The sequence below is a fragment of the Prochlorococcus marinus CUG1433 genome (assembly GCA_017644425.1).
GTDB classification, from domain to species: domain Bacteria; phylum Cyanobacteriota; class Cyanobacteriia; order PCC-6307; family Cyanobiaceae; genus Prochlorococcus_A; species Prochlorococcus_A marinus_U.
Window position 1 is genome coordinate 1003304 of sequence record JAEPLN010000001.1, and the last position, 19226, is coordinate 1022529.

General features: G+C 32.1%; 15 protein-coding genes and 1 tRNA gene. 11 read left to right on the forward strand and 5 right to left on the reverse strand.

Going from position 1 to position 19226, the window contains the following annotated elements; genetic code table 11:
- The first annotated feature begins 64 nt into the window (after positions 1-64).
- From JJ842_05695 to JJ842_05705, 3 genes are all read left to right on the forward strand, one after another.
- Positions 65-1096 carry an aspartate-semialdehyde dehydrogenase gene (locus JJ842_05695; GenBank protein MBO6971405.1) on the forward strand — a complete coding sequence of 344 codons (1032 nt, stop codon included), beginning with the start codon at positions 65-67 and terminating at the stop codon, positions 1094-1096.
- A complete protein-coding gene (gene dapA / locus JJ842_05700) occupies positions 1093-1998 on the forward strand; it encodes a 4-hydroxy-tetrahydrodipicolinate synthase (protein MBO6971406.1) in 906 nt (301 codons plus the stop codon). The genes JJ842_05695 and dapA overlap by 4 nt, the downstream gene beginning before the upstream one ends.
- Positions 1999-2075: 77 nt before the next feature.
- A complete protein-coding gene (locus tag JJ842_05705; protein MBO6971407.1) occupies positions 2076-4061 on the forward strand; it encodes a ribonuclease J in 1986 nt (661 codons plus the stop codon).
- On the opposite strand, the gene tilS is transcribed toward JJ842_05705, so the two are convergent.
- Positions 4051-5067 carry a tRNA lysidine(34) synthetase TilS gene (gene tilS, locus JJ842_05710; protein ID MBO6971408.1) on the reverse strand — a complete coding sequence of 339 codons (1017 nt, stop codon included), beginning with the start codon at positions 5065-5067 and terminating at the stop codon, positions 4051-4053. The two genes, JJ842_05705 and tilS, sit on opposite strands and share 11 nt — an antisense overlap.
- An 85-nt stretch (positions 5068-5152) precedes the next feature.
- Between tilS and JJ842_05715 the strand changes: the two genes are divergently transcribed.
- Both JJ842_05715 and uvrB read left to right on the forward strand, forming a co-directional pair.
- Positions 5153-5929 carry a DUF561 domain-containing protein gene (locus JJ842_05715; GenBank protein MBO6971409.1) on the forward strand — a complete coding sequence of 259 codons (777 nt, stop codon included), beginning with the start codon at positions 5153-5155 and terminating at the stop codon, positions 5927-5929.
- A gap of 29 nt (positions 5930-5958) precedes the next feature.
- Complete coding sequence (uvrB, locus tag JJ842_05720) at positions 5959-7998, forward strand: excinuclease ABC subunit UvrB (GenBank protein ID MBO6971410.1); 2040 nt, start codon at positions 5959-5961, stop codon at positions 7996-7998.
- A 7-nt stretch (positions 7999-8005) separates the two neighbouring features.
- Here uvrB and JJ842_05725 read toward each other — a convergent pair whose 3' ends face one another.
- Together JJ842_05725 and holA are read right to left on the reverse strand one after the other, a co-directional pair.
- Positions 8006-9766, reverse strand: coding sequence for an aspartate kinase (locus tag JJ842_05725; protein MBO6971411.1), 1761 nt, complete (start codon positions 9764-9766; stop codon positions 8006-8008).
- Between the two features lie 39 nt (positions 9767-9805).
- Positions 9806-10807 carry a DNA polymerase III subunit delta gene (gene holA, locus JJ842_05730; GenBank protein ID MBO6971412.1) on the reverse strand — a complete coding sequence of 334 codons (1002 nt, stop codon included), beginning with the start codon at positions 10805-10807 and terminating at the stop codon, positions 9806-9808.
- A gap of 58 nt (positions 10808-10865) precedes the next feature.
- Here holA and JJ842_05735 point away from each other — a divergent pair, with 58 nt between their 5' ends.
- Positions 10866-11489, forward strand: a complete 624-nt coding sequence (locus JJ842_05735; protein ID MBO6971413.1) for a precorrin-8X methylmutase — start codon at positions 10866-10868, stop codon at positions 11487-11489.
- Between the two features lie 31 nt (positions 11490-11520).
- Here JJ842_05735 and mutS read toward each other — a convergent pair whose 3' ends face one another.
- Positions 11521-14262: a DNA mismatch repair protein MutS gene (gene mutS, locus JJ842_05740; GenBank protein MBO6971414.1), complete on the reverse strand. Its 2742-nt coding sequence runs from the start codon at positions 14260-14262 to the stop codon at positions 11521-11523.
- A 140-nt stretch (positions 14263-14402) separates the two neighbouring features.
- Here mutS and psbZ point away from each other — a divergent pair, with 140 nt between their 5' ends.
- The 4 genes from psbZ to JJ842_05760 all read left to right on the forward strand — a co-directional run bounded on the left by psbZ (position 14403) and on the right by JJ842_05760 (position 15734).
- Positions 14403-14600 (forward strand): photosystem II core protein PsbZ, encoded by a 198-nt coding sequence (psbZ, locus tag JJ842_05745; protein MBO6971415.1) that lies wholly within the window; start codon positions 14403-14405, stop codon positions 14598-14600.
- A gap of 49 nt (positions 14601-14649) precedes the next feature.
- Complete coding sequence (locus JJ842_05750; GenBank protein MBO6971416.1) at positions 14650-15126, forward strand: 6,7-dimethyl-8-ribityllumazine synthase; 477 nt, start codon at positions 14650-14652, stop codon at positions 15124-15126.
- Positions 15127-15185: 59 nt separating this feature from the next.
- Positions 15186-15257 (forward strand) — tRNA-Gly (locus JJ842_05755).
- Positions 15258-15302: 45 nt separating this feature from the next.
- On the forward strand, positions 15303-15734 hold the full coding sequence (locus tag JJ842_05760) for a nuclear transport factor 2 family protein (protein MBO6971417.1): 432 nt from the start codon (positions 15303-15305) through the stop codon (positions 15732-15734).
- Between the two features lie 27 nt (positions 15735-15761).
- On the opposite strand, the gene JJ842_05765 is transcribed toward JJ842_05760, so the two are convergent.
- Positions 15762-16217, reverse strand: a complete 456-nt coding sequence (locus JJ842_05765) for a GNAT family N-acetyltransferase (GenBank protein ID MBO6971418.1) — start codon at positions 16215-16217, stop codon at positions 15762-15764.
- Between the two features lie 174 nt (positions 16218-16391).
- On the opposite strand from JJ842_05765, the gene secA reads away from it, so the two are divergent.
- A complete protein-coding gene (secA, locus tag JJ842_05770) occupies positions 16392-19223 on the forward strand; it encodes a preprotein translocase subunit SecA (protein ID MBO6971419.1) in 2832 nt (943 codons plus the stop codon).
- Positions 19224-19226: the final 3 nt, after the last annotated feature.

The following is a 19226-nucleotide window of genomic DNA, read 5'->3' on the forward strand; positions in this document are numbered from 1 at the left end:
GAAAGTTATTTTTTTGATAAAGTAAAAAAAATAGTCAATCTATTTATAAAAATCATTTTAAAGTGTGAGACAATCTCCGTTTTTGCCTAATAGGCCATTAAAAGTTGCTGTTTTAGGATCTTCAGGTGCTGTTGGATCTGAATTACTCAAAATTCTAGAGCAACGTGATTTCCCAATATCAGAATTGGTCTTGCTTTCATCAGAGCGTTCAGAAGGAAAAAAAATTATTTGGAAAGATGAAGAATTAGTTACAAAAAAAACAACTAAGGAAGCATTTCTGAATCTTGATTTAGTTTTAGCTTCAGCTGGTGGAAGTATTTCAAAAAAATGGTTGTCTACCATTATGGAACAGAATGCTTTATTGATAGATAATTCAAGTGCTTTCAGATTAGATAAGAATGTACCTCTTGTAGTTCCTGAAGTTAATGCTAGTGAAGTACTAAATCATAATGGGGTAATAGCTAATCCAAACTGCACTACAATTTTGTTGACATTAGTTTTAGCTCCATTAAATAAAATTTCGACTATTCAAAGAGTTGTTGTCTCAACATATCAATCTGTAAGTGGTGCAGGTCAATTAGCGATGGAGGAACTAAAACTTTTAACTGAAAAATATCTTCAGGGTAATGCTCAAAAAAGTGAAGTTTTGCCATATTCACTGGCTTTTAATTTGTTTTTACATAATTCACCCATGCTCGCAAATAATTACTGCGAAGAAGAGATGAAAATGGTTAATGAGACCAGGAAAATATTAAATATTGTTGATTTAAAGATTTCTGCTACATGTGTTCGAGTTCCAGTACTTAGAGCACATTCTGAATCGATCAATATTGAATTTGCTGGAGTAGTTGAGCCTAAAGATGCTCTTAAAGAATTAAAAAAATCTCCTGGAATTGAAATTATTGAGGATTACAAAAATAATAGATTTCCTATGCCAAATGACGTTATGGGAAGGGATAATGTTGCTGTTGGCAGGCTAAGAACTGATATAAGTCAGCCTAATGGATTAGAATTATGGTTATGTGGAGATCAAATAAGAAAAGGCGCAGCTCTTAATGCTGTTCAAATAGCTGAGTTATTAATTCCAAAAAAATGATTCCAGACAAAACTGAGAGTAATAAACCACTATTTGGAAAAATATTAACTGCAATGGTTACTCCATTTACTGAAAATGGAGATGTAGATTATGAGCTAGCCATAAAGCTCTCAAATTATCTTTTTGAGAACGGTTCTGATGGAATAGTGTTATGTGGTACTACTGGAGAATCTCCGACCCTTTCATGGATTGAACAGCATGATTTATTTATTGCGGTAAAAGGATCTTTAGACTCAAGCTGTAAAGTAATAGTTGGCACTGGTAGTAACTGTACAAGCGAGGCTGTGGAAGCTACAAAAAAAGCCTACAACTCAGGTGCCGATGGTGCTTTGGTTGTTGTTCCCTATTACAATAAGCCACCCCAAGAAGGTCTTTATAAACATTTCAGTTCTATTGCTAATTCTGCAAAGGATTTACCTCTAATGCTCTACAACATTCCAGGAAGGACAGGATGCAATTTATTACCTGATACTGTAAAGAAACTTATGGATTTCTCAAATATTCTCAGTATTAAAGCTGCAAGCGGTAGAATAGAAGAAGTAACAGAATTAAGAGCTATTTGTGGCTCCGAACTCTCTGTATATAGTGGCGACGATTCATTGTTGCTTCCAATGTTATCTGTAGGTGCTGTAGGAGTAGTAAGTGTTGCAAGTCATTTGGTTGGGTTGCAATTGAAAGAAATGATTCATTCCTTTCAAACTGGAGAGGTTTCCAATGCGCTTTCTATTCATGAAAAACTTCAGCCTCTTTTCAAAGCACTCTTTATGACTACTAACCCAATCCCAATTAAGGCTGCTTTGGAGCTATCTGGATGGAATGTAGGTAATCCTAGAAGTCCTTTGTCACCATTAAGCAATGACATGAGAAAGCAACTATCTTTCATCCTGAAATCCTTACAATAGGGATTATATTTAACTTGATAATTAAATTTAAATAAACCTTATTTGATTACAAGCAGGCCTTCATAAATTTCAAAATTATGCAATCAAGTACAAATTCAACTGTAAATAGATCGACTTACGATTCATCTAGATCCAAGGGTAATACGCCAGCTCTACGCGTAATACCTCTTGGAGGACTACATGAAATAGGGAAAAACACTTGTGTTTTTGAATATGGTGATGAATTGATGCTTGTTGATGCAGGCCTAGCTTTCCCATCTGATGGTATGCATGGCGTAAACGTTGTTATGCCAGATACAACTTTTTTAAAAGAAAATCAAAGAAGAATAAAAGGAATGATTGTCACTCACGGTCATGAAGATCATATTGGTGGTATTTCTCATCATCTAAAGCATTTTAATATTCCGATTATTTATGGCCCAAGACTAGCAATGTCAATGCTTAGAGGAAAAATGGAGGAAGCTGGGGTATCTGACAGAACAACTATACAGACAGTAAATCCGAGAGATGTTGTAAAAGTTGGACAACATTTTTCTGTTGAATTTATTCGAAATACCCATTCTATTTGTGATAGTTTTTCTTTAGCCGTTACAACACCTGTTGGCACAATTATTTTCACGGGAGATTTTAAGTTTGATCATATGCCAGTAGATGGAGAGCAATTCGATATTGAAAGGATGGTGCATTACGGAGAGAAGGGCGTTTTATGTATGTTTAGTGATTCGACTAATGCCGAAGTGCCAGGTTTTTGCCCTTCTGAGAAGACTATTTATCCTTCTTTAGAAAAACATATTGCGGAGGCAAAAGAACGAGTTATCCTTACCACTTTTGCTAGTTCTGTGCATAGAGTGACAATGATCTTAGAGTTGGCTATGAAACATGGAAGAAAGGTCGGTTTATTAGGTAGATCGATGATCAACGTTATTGCAAAGGCGCGAGATATTGGTTACATGAAATGTCCAGATGATTTGTTTGTTCCTATCAAGCAAATTAGAGATTTACCTGACAGAGAAACTTTATTATTGATGACTGGAAGTCAAGGAGAACCTTTAGCTGCTTTAAGTAGAATTTCTCGTGGGGAGCATCAACATGTACGTCTTAAGACAACTGATACTGTTATATTCTCTGCTAGCCCTATCCCAGGAAACACTATAGGTGTAGTCAATACGATAGATAGATTAATGAAATTGGGAGCGAAGGTTGTTTATGGAAAGGGTGAGAATATTCATGTTTCTGGTCATGGTTTCCAAGAAGATCAAAAATTAATGTTGGCGTTAGCCAAACCTAAGTTTTTTGTTCCGGTTCATGGTGAACATAGAATGCTTGTTTGTCATAGTAAAAGTGCGCAGATAATGGGAGTCCCAAAAGATAATATTTTAATTATTGAAAATGGAGACGTTGTTGAATTGACTTCTGATTCTATTAAAAAAGGAGATCCTGTAAAAGCTGGAGTAGAGTTGCTTGATAATTCTCGCAATGGAATTGTTGACGCTCGAGTATTAAAGGAAAGGCAGCAATTAGCTGGTGATGGTGTTGTAACTGTTTTAGCACCTATAAGTACTGATGGAAAAATGGTTGCTCCTCCAAGAGTTAATTTAAGAGGAGTAGTCACTACTGCAGAACCAAGAAAAATGTCTATGTGGACAGAACGAGAAATAAGCTGGGTTTTAGAAAATAGATGGAAACAATTATCTAGGCAGACTGGACCTAATAATTTTGAAGTAGATTGGATTGGTGTTCAAAGAGAAATTGAAAATGGTTTATCTAGAAGAATGAGAAGAGAATTACAAGTTGAACCACTTATTTTATGTTTAGTTCAACCTGCACCAAGCGGAACCCGTGCATATATTCCAAAGATTACAGAAGAGCACAATCATCCCAATAGGAATAGAAATAATAATAATTTCCTAAAGAAATCAAATAATAATCATCCGAATAGTTCAAATAATCCGCAAAATAATCAAAAAAGTCCCAAAGATTCACAGAATCCATCAGTTGATTCTGCAACTGAGGATTCATTTGAGGGCAGAACAAGAAGAAGAAGATCAGCTGTCACATCTTAATTTTTTCAAAATTTATATAGTTTTTATTCCAAACAATTCTCAAAAACTCTTGTAAGCTAACTTGCCCTTTGTTTTTTTCATAAATTGAAGTTGCTAACCTTACCAGATTTTTAGAACTATATTGTTTTTTAGATATTTCCCTTAAAAATATATTTAAGATTGTGCACCTTGCTTCAATACACATCTTATTTAAAAGATTTCTATTAATACCTTTTGCGTCTTTACAGTATAAATATGCTAGTTCACTAAGATCATCACGTTCATTATTGTAGTTGCTCATTTTTTGGGAAAAATTATTTATCCTTTTAGAACAACCTGGATAGATAACCTCCAATGTTGGAATAATTTTTTTTCTTACTAAATTTCTATTTAATTTAAGATCTGAATTTGTTGGATCTTCCCATATTGGAATATTCATTGTATTACAAAATTGTTTTGTATCTTCTCTACTAAAAATTAATATTGGCCTTATTAAAAAAATTTGATTTTCTAGTAACCTTTTGCTTTTAATATTACTGAGACCAGCAAAATTGCTCCCTCTAGATAAATTTAGGATAAATGTTTCAGCATTATCACTACTAGTGTGACCAGTTAACAAATAAATATTTTTTTTTTGCTGGTTCTTGTTTAATAAAAATTTGGCTCTTTCACATAATTTTTTATATCTCCATTCTCTCGCTTTTTCTTCTGAAATAATATTTTCTTTATTTGCTTCATCAAAATAGAATTGAATATTTTTACTTTCGCAATAACTTTTTAATTCAAGAGCATATAGTGAGGATTTTTCATGCCACTTATGATCACCATGCCAAACACTAATAGCCCAACTATAAATTTTTTTTAGATCATTAATTAAGGTCAACAAGGCCATTGAGTCTTGTCCCCCGGAAACACTTATTAAAATCATTGATTCTTTGGGAATTAATGCGTTTTTGCTAAGAAGTTCCTTATGAAGCAGATGATGCCATGATGACCAATTTTTTTGGTTTAAATTTTTATCAGACATTTTGTGTTGCTCAGATAATATTTTTTAAAAAATGCACTGTTTTACTAAAACAATGTCACAATCGGGTAATAAATTCATTAAGTAAATGAGTCTGATTAATCTTTTGCCACAAAAAACTAAAGAAGAGTTGAGGAGTAAATCTTTACTCAAAGTTATTTCAGGATTGAATAATTTTGATATTCAATCTGTGAAAACAATTGTTAAAGCTGCTTCATTAGGAGGCGCAGATCTTGTTGATATTGCTTGTAATCCTGAACTCGTTGATTTAGCGATTAAGAATTCTTCATTGCCAGTGTGTGTGAGTTCAGTAGTACCAAGATCATTTCTAGATTCTGTAAAAGCAGGGGCCTCATTAATTGAGATAGGAAATTACGATACTTTTTATGAAAAAGGCATTAAATTTTCAGATAAAAAAGTTTTAAAGATCACAAAAGAGACGAGGGATTTATTGCCTAATGTTCCTTTATCAGTAACTGTTCCTCATACTATACCTATTGATAAACAAGTTGATCTTGCTGTAAAGCTAGTGGAAGAAGGTGTTGATATTATTCAAACAGAAGGTGGCACCAGTTCTACTCCTTACTCTTCAGGAATTCAAGGCTTTTTTGAAAAATCAGTTCCCACTCTTGCAGCTACTTATGCTATTTATCAAGAATTTAAGAAACAATCACTAAATATACCAATCATGAGCGCCTCTGGATTAAGCCAAGTAACTTGTCCATTAGCAATATCCTCTGGAGCCTCAGCAGTTGGCGTTGGATCTGTAGTTAATAAATTAGATGATTTAATATCAATGATTGCGGTTGTTAGAGGCTTAAAAGAATCTTTGAAAAATTCAATAATCGGAGAAAAAATTTCTTAGTATAGCAATATCATTTAGCTATTAGTTTGATGAACAACTATAAGCTTCAAGCTCCTTACGAACCAAATGGAGATCAACCAGAAGCTATTAAAAAATTAGTTAAAGGCGTTAATAATGGTAAAGAGTTTCAGACTCTTTTAGGAGCTACTGGAACTGGTAAAACATTTACTATTGCGAATGTAATTCAACAAACAGGAAGACCAGCTCTGGTATTAGCTCATAACAAAACTTTAGCTGCACAATTATGTAATGAATTAAGGGAGTTTTTTCCAAAAAATGCCGTTGAGTACTTTATTTCTTACTATGATTATTATCAACCAGAAGCTTATGTCCCAGTAAGTGATACCTACATAGCGAAAACTGCTTCAATTAATGAAGAAATAGATATGCTTAGGCATTCTGCAACACGCTCATTATTTGAGAGAAAAGATGTAATTGTTGTTGCCTCAATAAGTTGTATTTATGGTCTTGGTATACCGAGTGAGTACTTAAAAGCTGCAGTTAAATTTGAAGTTGGAAAATCTATTAATCTACGTTCATCTTTAAGATCTCTCGTTGAAAATCAATATACTAGAAATGACATTGAAATTACTAGAGGTAGATTCAGAATTAAAGGTGATGTTTTAGAAATCGGTCCAGCTTACGAAGATAGATTAATAAGAATCGAATTATTTGGTGATGAGGTTGAGGCTATAAGATATATTGACCCTACTACCGGAGAAATACTTGAAAGTTTGGAACAAGTTAGCGTATACCCAGCGAAGCATTTTGTCACTCCGAAAGAAAGACTTGAGAGTGCAATAAGTGCAATTAGAAGTGAATTAAAAACTCAACTTGATAAGTTTACATACGAAGGAAAATTATTAGAGGCTCAACGTCTAGAACAACGTACAAAATATGATTTAGAAATGCTCAAAGAGGTTGGTTATTGTAATGGAGTTGAGAATTATGCTCGTCATTTATCAGGCAGGGAGGAAGGTTCACCGCCAGAATGCTTAATAGATTATTTTCCCAAAGATTGGTTGTTGGTAGTTGATGAGAGTCATGTGACATGTCCTCAACTTCATGCGATGTACAACGGTGATCAATCTAGAAAAAAGGTTTTAATAGATCATGGTTTTAGATTGCCAAGTGCTGCTGATAATAGACCTTTAAAATGTGAAGAGTTTTGGGAAAAATCAAAACAGACATTATTTATAAGTGCAACTCCTGGTCAATGGGAATTAGATCAATGTGATGGTGAATTTATTGAGCAAGTTATAAGACCAACTGGGGTATTAGATCCTGTAATTGATGTAAGGCCAAGTGAGGGACAAATAGAGGATCTCTTATCTGAAATAAGAATTAGAGCTGAAAAAAATCAAAGAGTGCTAGTGACAACACTTACTAAAAGAATGGCTGAAGATCTTACTGATTTTTTATCTGAAAATAAAGTAAGAGTTAGATATCTGCATTCAGAAATTCATTCGATTGAAAGAATTGAAATTATTCAAGACCTCAGAATGGGCGAATATGATGTTTTGGTAGGAGTTAATTTATTGAGGGAGGGACTAGATCTTCCTGAAGTATCTTTAGTCGCCATTTTAGATGCTGATAAAGAAGGTTTTCTGAGGGCAGAAAGGTCATTGATTCAAACAATAGGAAGAGCTGCAAGACATGTTGAAGGTGTTGCCTTGCTTTATGCAGATAACTTCACGGATTCAATGAAAAGAGCAATATCTGAAACTGAGAGAAGAAGAACTATTCAAAAAAAATATAACCAAGTCAATGGTATTACTCCAAAACCTGCAGGTAAAAAAATAGAAAATTCAATATTATCTTTTCTAGAACTTTCCAGAAAATTAGATGCCGGTGGTTTATCAAAAGATTTAATAAATATAGTTAATAACAAAACTGAAGTAATTTTAAATTCCAGCGATAATCAATGTTTGCTTGAAGAATTGCCTGACTTAATAGAAAAGTTAGAAATTAAAATGAAAGATGCTGCAAAAGAGTTAAATTTTGAAGAAGCAGCAAATTTGAGGGATAGAATCAAAAAATTAAGACAAAAATTGGCAAGAAATAACTAAAAAGAACTTATTTATCTAATTCGAAATGATTGTGAATCGCATTAACTGCTTTGTCACAATCTTTCTCTAAGACAATACATGAAGTCCTAATTTCACTAGTGGCAATCATTTCAATATTGATATTTTGGTCAGCCAGTGCTCTAAATATTTTTCCAGCTGTTCCAACCTTAAATGCCATTCCTGCTCCTACAGTACTTACTTTAGCTATCGCAGGGCCATCTTCAATGTATGAGCCGGGTAACTTCTTTGTTAAGGCCTCAAAAACTAAGTTAGCTTTTTCTCTATCTTGCTTATTCATCGTAAGACTAATATCCTTAGTTTTTAAAGAGGAAATTCTTTCAGATTGCACGATCGTATCGAAAAGTAAATTATTTTCAGCTAGTGCTAAACATATCGATGCTGCTACACCTGGACGATCGGGCAATTTTCGAAAACTTATTTGAACTTGGTTTTTATCTAATGCAATTCCTCTTACTTCAGGTTGATCTTGTTTTACCTTGATTGGATTAACAAATATTTGTGTGTCAGATAACTTAAATTTCTCAGCAACAAATCTAATTACTTTTGGAATATTATTAATTTCAATTACGCAGCTAACTTTAATTTCACTAGTAGCTATTAACCTCACATTTATATTCGCTTGAGATAAAGTATCAAATAAATCAGCTGAAACACTTGGTCTACCCATAATGCCTGCTCCTTGAATACTTAATTTAGTCATTTTTGTTTTTAGATTGTATTCTCCTCCTAATTGACTAGTTATAAGTTCACATTGTTCTGTAGTTTTTTTAACCTCTGATTCACTAACGGTAAATGTTATATCGTTATTATTTCCATCATTTGTTGCTTGTATGATTAAATCTACATTAATACTTGCTTCTGATAGTTTTTCAAATATTTGTGCAGCAATCCCAGGCCTATCAGGAATATTTGAGAGACTGAATACTGCTTGATTTTCTAATACTTCAAGACTATTGACTGTTTTTGTTAATTCTAAGCTTCCTCTTTTGAGCGGGAGAGGTTGGATTTGACTTTCTAGTAGAGTTCCACTTGAGTCACTTTGGCTTGATTTGACGCACAATTTAATTCCATAATTTCTAGCAATTTCTACTGCTCTTGGATGCAGAACTGAAGCACCTACGCTTGCGAGTTCAAGCATTTCCTCACAGCTAATTTCATCTAAGAGTTTTGCATTAGGAACAATTCTTGGATCAGTAGTAAGAACCCCTGGAACGTCTGTATAAATTTCGCAAGTCTCAGCTCCTAAAGCTGTTGATAAAGCTACTGCAGATGTATCTGAACCCCCTCTACCTAAAGTTGTAATTTCCATTGATCCAGTGTGGCTTAATGTTGTTCCTTGAAATCCAGCGACTACTACTACAAAACCTTGATTTATATAATTTTGGATTCTTTCTCTTTTAATATCTAGAATTCTTGCTTTCCCATGTATTGATTCAGTAATAATTCCTACCTGGCTCCCTGTCATTGAAATTGCAGGTATTCCGTATTCGTTTAATGCCATTGAGAGAAGAGCTATGGTTACTTGCTCTCCGGTTGAGAGCAGCATATCCAATTCTCTTCGATTAGGATTTTTACTAATTGATTCCGCTAAACAATTTAAATCATCTGTAGTTTTCCCCATTGCAGAGACAACTACGACAATTTCATTTCCTGCTTCTTTACTTTGACAAATACTACGTGCAATATTTTGTATTTTTTTTATATCACCGACAGATGTGCCGCCAAATTTTTTTACTAATAAAGCCATATTTAAATCATAATGTAAATTCGTAAACTTAAAATTTGGTTAACTTAAATTAATTAAATTCTCGGTAAAAACATTTACAGGATTATTACCTTGTTTTAGTAATAATTCAATGTCTAATAAGTTACTCAGTAGATTAATTAAATATTCTTGCGATATATTTTTTACTTTTTTTCGAATAAAGAAAATTCTTTTTGGATTAGAAATGCCTGCAAGATTACAAATCTTTTCTGAATTATCGTTTCCTGAATTAACTACTAACTTTATAATGGTGTGAATTCTTATTTGACTAATTAAACCTGCATTTAATCTTAAAGCAGGCTCTCCTTTCTGTAGGGAATAATTTATTTCAATAAGGCTTTCATTAATATTTTTTTGCAAAAGAAGATCAATGATTTTGAAAACGTTGGATTGATGATCACTAAATATTTTTTTTACATCATTACTTTTTAATAGAAGCAGTGAATTCGAATCACTTGATACTGCAGAAAGGTATGTTTTTGCTTTGGCTAGTTCATTTATTAGTTTAAAGCCATCATTACCAACTGAATCAATTATTAATTCAGCTGCATTTTTATCAATTTTGATATTCATTTCATTTGCTGCATCTTCTAAAAATCTTTTTTGTCCTTCATAGTCCCAGATTTCTGGTAAAGAAAATGACTTTTCTTTAGCTAAATTATTTTTGATAAGTTTTTGTAAAAATTTAGTACTCTTTAGTCTTGAGTCTGGTTTTTTTGTATTTTGTAAAATGAAATAAGTATTATGAGGTATGTTGTCATGAATTTTTTCAAATTTAGTTCTTAGATCCTCATTTTTGGCAGTAAAAATTGGATTATTTTTCAATGTAACTATTCTGTATCCGTTTCCAAAAGGAGGTGTAAGAACCTCATCTAAAGCTTTATTTACTTGCTCATCATCATCTCCATTTAAATTTGTTACGTTTATTTCTTTCCATTCTTTGGATACTTCCTTATCAATTAATTTTTGGATAAATGTATTTTGAGCATTTAAATCATTACCCCATAATATTTGTATTGGCATAATAGCTCAATAAAAACCATATATTAACTATGATTACTTCTAACACAAATTAAATTTAATGGTAATAGATCATCCAATTTTTTTGGAAAGCATCAGATTTATAAGATCTCATTTATTAGCAAATGATCTAGATTATTTAGAAAAAAAAGTGTTAGAGAGATTAGTCCATACTTCAGGAGATTTTTCAGTTCAAAATCTTTTACATTTCAGTGAAGGTGCTTGCGAAAAAGGGCTTCAGGCACTTAAAAGTGGTGCTCCGATTTTAACTGATACTGATATGGCAGCTGCAGCAATAAAATCCATGGCAGAAAATACCACTCGGAATAAAGTATTCACCGCTAGTATGTGGTTTGGAAAAAATAATCATACAAACTTAACTAAAACTGCATATGGCTTAAGTGAAGGTTGGAAGGAGTTATCCCCTATGAATTCTGGAAGCAAATCACCTATTGTAGTTATCGGCAGTTCGCCTACAGCGTTAACTTACTTAATTGATATTTTAGAGAATGCAAAAGATTTACCCAGTTTAATTATCGGAATGCCTGTTGGATTTATTGGAGTAGAGAAAAGCAAAAATAAATTAATTTCTAGCGATCTTCCTAGAATTGTTTTGAATTCAACTAGAGGAGGTGCTGCCATGGCAGCTGCTGCGGTTAACGCCTTATTGAGGGAAACTATTTAAAAAGTATTTATTTTATAAAAATGTCAAAAATCTACTTAATATCATAATTTAAGTTGTTATTTTCTTCTAAAGAATTTAAAACTGATTTTGCTTTTTCTATAACTTCTTTTGGAACTCCTGCTAATTTAGCTGCCTCTATGCCATAGCTTTTGTTTGAGCCCCCTTTAACAATCCTGTGGCTAAAGATTAGCTGATCGTTATTTTGTTCTACTAAAACTTGAAAATTTTGTATATTCGTATTTGAATTTTTTAAATAATTAAGCTCATGATAGTGGGTAGCAAAAATAGTATTACATTGAATTTTTTTTGCAAGATATTCACTTACTGACCAAGCTATTGAAAGTCCATCAAAAGTAGATGTCCCTCTACCTATCTCATCAAGTAAAACTAGTGAGTTAGAAGTTGCCTGATTTAGAATTGATGCAGTTTCAGACATTTCTACCATAAATGTTGATTGTCCAGATGATTGATCATCAACCGCTCCAATTCTTGTGAAAATCCTATCTGCAATTTTGATTTCAGCATTATTAGCAGGAACAAAGCTCCCAATTTGTGTGAGAATTTGTATTAAACCAATTTGTCTTATAAAGCAACTTTTTCCGCTTGCATTAGGACCGGTTAATATAATTAATTTTTGACTATCCTTGAAGGAGATATCGTTTGCTACAAACTTTTTATCACTCAACAATTGCTCAACAATTGGATTTCTTCCTGCGATAATTTTTGTACTATTTTTTGTCATTGAATCATTTATTGGTATTAATGAAGGTTTTATAAAATTGTTTTCTACTGAAGTAATTGATAAACCAAGAAGTGCATCAAGAGATGCTATGGATTTTGCGATTGATCTTATTTGTTTTGTTTTTTCAGCAACTAAATTTCTTAATTCGCAGAAAATTTCATATTCTTTTGATGAAGCTCTACTTTTTATTTGGAAAATCTTATTTTCTTTATTTTTAATTTCTGAAGTGATATACCTTTCTTCATTAGTAAGTGTTTGCCTTTTGATCCAATGTTGTGGAGCTAAATTAACTTTTGACTTACTTATAGAAATGTAATAACCAAAATTTTTATGAAATTGAATTTTTAGGTTTGAAATTTTGCTAATTTTCCTTTCTTTTAATTCCTCTTTATTTAGCCACTCAGAATAATCATCCATTAAATTGCGTAAACCATCTAATATATTGTCAACACCATCGTGGATCATTCCTCCTTCACTAATATTTAAAGGAGGATTTTCTATTAGTTTAAAACTTATAGTATCGGCTAATTCTAAGAGTCTTTCATCAATATTTTTTAATTGATCAGTCCAATCTGGGAGATCATATTTAAATAATTCAATTATGGATTTTAGTCTAGGCAATTTTTTTAAACCTTCAGCTATTGCAATTAAGTCTCTGGGACTTGCATGTCCTGCACATGCTCTACCTGCAAGTCTTTCTAAATCCCCCATTGCTCTAAGTAAATTTTGGGTATCTGTACGTAATTGTTTAGATTCAATAAAGTTTGTAATTATATTTTGTCTTTTATAAATTTCATTAACGTTTAATAGTGGTGAATCTATCCACCTTCTTAAACACCTTGCACCCATGCAAGTATAAGTTCTATCAATACTCCATAGTAGCGAACCTACATAATTGTTTTCTCGTTGTGTATTTTTGATTTCTAAGTTTTTTTGAGTTTGATAATCAATAATTAATTTGTTGTGACCATATTGGATTTGTGGGAAGTCTAAAGAGATTTTTAAAGACGAATCTTTATCTAAATTTGAAGGATTAATTTTTTCTAAATAATTTAATAACCCTCCAAGTGATCTAGTTGCATTGTTTAAATTTTTAAGTCCTATTCCCTCTAGGTTTGCAATTTGGAAATAATTTTTTATTAGATAATTTGCTTCATTAATTCCAAAATTAGTCTTTTGAGAAACAGTATATGTAATTTGACTATTTCCTTTAATCAATAAATTTCTTACTGCATTGCTTCCTACAATGATTTCTGAAGAATCTAATTTAATAATTTCATCAAATAGTTTTGACAGAGATTGGCCTTCTAAAGTTATTAATTCTCCTGTGCTTACATCAGCTTTTGATATACCCCATTCATAAGATTCATCTGAGTTTTCTTCAGATAAGTAAATAGCAGTAATCCAATTATTTTTCTTTGCTATCAACATCCCCTCTTCAATTACGGTTCCAGGAGTAATTATTCTTGTTATTCCTCTTTTAATTGGAGTCCCATAATTTCCAGAACTTTTTTCTAATTGATCGCATATAACCACAGAATAATTTTTTTTAATTAAATCAGCACAGTATCTCTCCATTGCATGATGGGGAACCCCTGCCATAGGGATCTTACCAATCTCTTTGCCAGCATCTTTACTGGTAAGCGTTATTTCTAAAAGGTTAGATATTAATACAGCGTCCTCAAAAAAACATTCAAAAAAATCTCCTAATCTATAAAGTAATAACCTATCTTTATTTTCTTCTTTTAGAGTTACATAATGCTTCATTACAGGAGTTAATTTAAGTTTTGAAACTGTTTTATAGCTATAAGATTCTTCATTGATGCAAACATTTTTGTTATTTGAAATTAAATCAGTTTTGAATTGATTTATTAAATTAGTTGAATTTTTTCTTTGTCTGGGTCTTTTTTGCGATTCTTTTTTTAAATCTTCTAAAGATAAATCCTCTGGTATTTTTGTTATTTCTTTTTGCTCATTATTATCATTACCAATCGCAAATAAATTCTTTTGAATTATTGTATCTTCTTGCATACTTTTTTAATTCCTAAATAGATATTAGGTAGAAAATTTTTTTTTGCATTTAAAGTGGCTAAAGTATGTAAATTTTCTCTAAAAATTATCATTTTCATGAGATTATAGTATTTATAATATTTGAAACCTAAGACTGAATTATGCAGGCTGTTAACTTTTTCTTCGTAAATGCTCTATTATTTGCTTCTTTAATCGCTGTAGTTGGAGTACCCGTTTTATATGTAACTCAACCTTCTACTGAGGAAGGACAGCGAGAAAGTAGGAGAAAAATTTATTCTATTGCGGCTGTTTGGGTTGTTTTAGTTTTTGTTACAGGGATAGTTTCTTCATTAGTTTGAACTTAATACCTTTTCGTGAGAGTCTATTAATATATCTAACTAAAATTTAATGGCTATTTTTGAGGGTTCTTTTACTAATGCCTCTACTTTAAAAGTTGGGATTGTAATAGCAAGATTTAATGATTTAATTACAAATAAAATTCTATCTGGATGTCTTGATTGTTTAAAAAGACATGGTTTAGATACTTCTGAATTAAGTAATCAAGTAGATATAGCTTGGGTTCCTGGTTCATTTGAATTACCAATCGCAGCTAAAACCCTCATGAAAAAAAAGAGTTATGACGTTGTAATTGCTCTTGGGGCTGTGATCCGTGGTGAAACTTCCCACTATGATGTAGTTATATCTGAGGCGAGCAAAGGTATTTCGCAAGTTTCAAATGAAAATAATGTTCCAATTATTTTTGGAGTTTTAACTACTGATACTATGCAGCAGGCTTTAGAAAGAGCAGGGATTAAAAATAATCTTGGTTGGAATTATGCTTTACAAGCAATTGAGATGGGATCCTTAATTAAAAATTTAAATTAATTGAAAAAATTTAATTATTTTTATCATTGATCCCTTCTTTGAGATAAAATAAGACTTATGCGGATGTAGCTCAGTGGTAGAGCATCTCCTTGCCAAGGAGAATGTCGAGAGTTCGAATCTCTTCATCCGCTTTTAATGTTTATATCTTTTAAAATATTTTCAATAAAAATTTCGTAATGACAAGAGTTATTTCTATTGAGGATTTAAAGGGATTATTTACTAAACCTTATGGCACAGATGCTCCAACAAAACAAAAATGGGCTGAATTTTATAATGAGAATGTTATTTTTACAGACCCAACTCAGGAAACAGAGGGCTTAGATTCTTATGTTAAAGCTCAAGAAAAGCTAGTTAAAAGATGTGATGATGTTTTTTTAGAAACTCATGCAATTTCCATAACTGGGGATTGTGGATTTGTTGAATGGACAATGGGTTTAAAAATTATGGGTAAAGAATTTATTTATCCTGGAACTACTCGTTTATTATTTGGTGAAAATGGATTAATAAAGGAGCACAGAGATTATTTTGATTTTTGTGGCCCAACTTTTGGACCAGTGCCTATTTTAGGACCTTTTATAAGATGGCTTTATAGTAAATTTGTATCTTGATTTTGTTTTTATTAGAAACAGAGTGCTTTATATTTCACGAATTAATAAATTTTGAGAATTAACTTCTATAAAATCAAATTGAGAATAAAACAATTTTTTATTTGTTGTCATTAAATATAATTTTTTTGTATTTTTAATTTTTTTTGAAGATAAAAGATTTTTTACAATTAATGTGCCAAAACCTTTGCCTTGGTGATTTTGATCTATGACAATATCCCAAAGCACTCCCCGATAAATCCCATCGGTTAAAGCTCTACCAAAACCAACTATTTCCTTACCAACCCAGAGACTTATTACGACATCACTGTTAGCGAGACATTTTTTTAGATCATTAATTGTTCTATTTTTTGCCCAGAAAGCATTGGTATCTAGTAATTTTTGTAGCTTAATTAATCCGTTTGTTGGTTTAAGATTAGGGCCTAATCCAAAAACCCTTAATCCTAAAGCTCCTTTAGAATGTTTGATTAGAGATATTTCTTTCATTTATTAAAAAGATTTTTGAAAAGTGATGTCAGCTAGGCTATTTTTATGACTTTAATCTAAATACCTTAATCGATCGTTTCTATTAAATAAAGAGATAATAGCTTTCTTCATTTTGTTGTAACGCACTAATTTATAATGTTTGTAATAAGATGAATTTTTTAAGGGCTTTGACTTATGCTAAAACTTTTGTTGGGAGATCCGAATACACGAAAGTTAAAGCGCTATCAACCAATAGTGGAAGAGATAAATTTCTTAGAAGACGAAATTTCGCAATTGACTGATGATGAGCTTAGAAAAGAAACTCAAAATCTTAAATCAAATATTTCAGCAGAATTAGATTTTAAAAAACAAAAAGAACTCCTGGAAGAATTTCTTCCTAAAGCCTTTGCAATCGTAAGAGAAGCAAGTAAACGTGTTCTTGATATGAGACACTTCGATGTTCAGTTAATAGGCGGAATGGTTTTGAATGAGTGTCAAATTGCTGAAATGAAGACTGGAGAGGGAAAAACTCTTGTAGCAACATTACCTTGTTATTTAAATGCTCTTACGGGGAAAGGTGTTCATGTTGTTACGGTAAATGATTATTTGGCTAGAAGGGATGCAGAGTGGATGGGACAAGTTCATCGCTTTTTAGGTTTATCTGTTGGTTTGATTCAGCAAGATATGAATCCAGTTGAGAGAAAGAAAAATTATGATTGTGATATAACTTATGCCACAAATTCAGAATTAGGATTTGATTATTTAAGAGATAATATGGCTACCGATATTAGTGAGGTAGTTCAAAGAAAATTTAATTACTGCGTAATTGATGAGGTTGATTCAATATTAATTGACGAAGCAAGAACGCCTCTGATCATTTCTGGCCAAGTTGAAAGACCACAAGAAAAATATCAAAAAGCTGCAGAATTATCTCTGGCATTAGTCAAAGCAAAAGAATTAAGTAAAGATGGTATTGATCCAGAAGGCGATTATGAAGTTGATGAAAAACAGAGAAGTTGTATCTTAACTGATCAGGGTTTCGCAAAATGTGAAGAGTATTTGGGAGTTAATGATTTATACAATCCTCAAGATCCTTGGGCGCATTACATAACTAATGCTTTAAAAGCTAAAGAATTATTTATAAAAGATGTGAATTATATTATTAAGAACGATGAGGCTGTCATAGTTGATGAATTTACTGGTAGGGTAATGCCAGGAAGACGTTGGAGTGATGGACAACATCAGGCAATAGAAGCGAAAGAGAGTCTTAAAATTCAGCCTGAGACTCAAACATTAGCATCAATAACTTATCAGAATTTTTTTCTTTTATATCCTGGTTTAGCAGGAATGACAGGAACTGCAAAAACTGAGGAGGTTGAATTTGAAAAAACTTATAAATTAGAATCAACAGTTATACCGACAAATCAAATAAGAAAGAGACAAGATTGGTCTGATCAAGTATTTAAGACAGAGATCGGTAAATGGAAAGCCGTTGCTAAAGAAACTGCACAAATTCATAGAGGGGGTAGACCTGTTTTAGTTGGTACAACAAGTGTTGAAAAAAGTGAATTATTAAGTTCACTTTTATCTGAAGAAAAAATTCCACATAATTTGTTAAATGCTAAGCCAGAGAACGTTGAACGTGAAGCAGAAATTGTTGCTCAGGCAGGAAGAGCGGGTGCTGTTACTATTGCAACTAATATGGCTGGAAGGGGAACAGATATTATTCTTGGCGGTAATAGTGACTATATGGCAAGGCTTAAATTAAAAGAAATTTTAATTCCTTTGTTAGTTAAGCCTGATAATGAGCATAAACCACCAATACCTAAACAAAGAAATTCAAAATCTAAGGGTGGTTTTTCTATAAAAGCTGGTTCAACTTTGAAAAAAAATATTTCAAATTCTTCAACAAGTCTTTTTCCTTGCAAATTAGATGAAGCAATCGAAAAGAAACTCTCTCTTTTATCTGATGAACTTGTTAAAAATTGGGGAGATAGACAACTTTCTGTCTTGGAGCTTGATGACAGGATAGCTACAGCTGCAGAAAAAGCACCAACTGAAGATAACTTGATAAAGCTTTTGAGAGAATCTTTGTCTGATGTAAAAAAAGAATATGAAAAAGTTTTGATTCATGAAGAAGAAAAAGTGAGAGAGGCTGGAGGTTTACATGTCATTGGTACTGAGAGACATGAATCAAGAAGAGTAGATAATCAACTTAGAGGAAGAGCAGGAAGACAAGGTGATCTTGGAAGTACAAGATTCTTTTTATCTTTAGATGATAATTTATTAAGGATTTTTGGAGGTGATAGAGTAGCAAATCTAATGAATGCTTTTAGGGTTGATGAAGACATGCCTATTGAGTCAGGAATGCTTACTAGGTCTCTAGAAAGTGCTCAAAAGAAAGTTGAAACATACTATTACGATATTAGAAAACAAGTTTTTGAATACGACGAGGTAATGAACAATCAAAGAAAAGCAGTTTATGGCGAAAGACTAAGAGTATTGAAAGGAATAGATTTAAAGAAACAAGTAATTGGATATGGAGAAAGAACCATGAGTGAAATTGTAGATGCTTATATTAACCCTGATCTTCCTCCTGAAGAATGGAATATTGATCAATTAATTTCTAAAGTCAAAGAATTTGTCTATTTATTAGATGATCTTAAATCTGATGATATTAATTTACTTTCAATAGAAGAATTAAAAAACTATCTTCAAGAGCAATTGCGAATAGCTTATGATTTAAAGGAATCACAAATAGAAAAGATTCGGCAAGGACTAATGAGAGAAGCTGAAAGGTTTTTTATTTTGCAGCAAATTGATAATTTATGGCGTGAACATCTTCAATCCATGGACTCCTTAAGAGAATCAGTTGGATTGAGAGGTTATGGACAGAAAGACCCTCTCATCGAATATAAAAATGAAGGATACGATATGTTTCTCGAGATGATGACAAATATGAGAAGAAATGTTATCTACTCAATGTTTATGTTTCAACCTAAAACTGGTATGGATAATAAAAATTAAATG

Coding starts and splice junctions, on each gene's coding strand:
- dapA (MBO6971406.1), top strand. CDS start 1,093: ATGATTCCAGACAAAACTGAGAGTAATAAACCACTATTTGGAAAAATA.
- JJ842_05705 (MBO6971407.1), top strand. CDS start 2,076: ATGCAATCAAGTACAAATTCAACTGTAAATAGATCGACTTACGATTCA.
- tilS (MBO6971408.1), bottom strand. CDS start 5,067: ATGTCTGATAAAAATTTAAACCAAAAAAATTGGTCATCATGGCATCAT.
- JJ842_05715 (MBO6971409.1), top strand. CDS start 5,153: ATGAGTCTGATTAATCTTTTGCCACAAAAAACTAAAGAAGAGTTGAGG.
- uvrB (MBO6971410.1), top strand. CDS start 5,959: ATGAACAACTATAAGCTTCAAGCTCCTTACGAACCAAATGGAGATCAA.
- JJ842_05725 (MBO6971411.1), bottom strand. CDS start 9,766: ATGGCTTTATTAGTAAAAAAATTTGGCGGCACATCTGTCGGTGATATA.
- holA (MBO6971412.1), bottom strand. CDS start 10,807: ATGCCAATACAAATATTATGGGGTAATGATTTAAATGCTCAAAATACA.
- JJ842_05735 (MBO6971413.1), top strand. CDS start 10,866: ATGGTAATAGATCATCCAATTTTTTTGGAAAGCATCAGATTTATAAGA.
- mutS (MBO6971414.1), bottom strand. CDS start 14,262: ATGCAAGAAGATACAATAATTCAAAAGAATTTATTTGCGATTGGTAAT.
- psbZ (MBO6971415.1), top strand. CDS start 14,403: ATGCAGGCTGTTAACTTTTTCTTCGTAAATGCTCTATTATTTGCTTCT.
- JJ842_05750 (MBO6971416.1), top strand. CDS start 14,650: ATGGCTATTTTTGAGGGTTCTTTTACTAATGCCTCTACTTTAAAAGTT.
- JJ842_05760 (MBO6971417.1), top strand. CDS start 15,303: ATGACAAGAGTTATTTCTATTGAGGATTTAAAGGGATTATTTACTAAA.
- JJ842_05765 (MBO6971418.1), bottom strand. CDS start 16,217: ATGAAAGAAATATCTCTAATCAAACATTCTAAAGGAGCTTTAGGATTA.
- secA (MBO6971419.1), top strand. CDS start 16,392: ATGCTAAAACTTTTGTTGGGAGATCCGAATACACGAAAGTTAAAGCGC.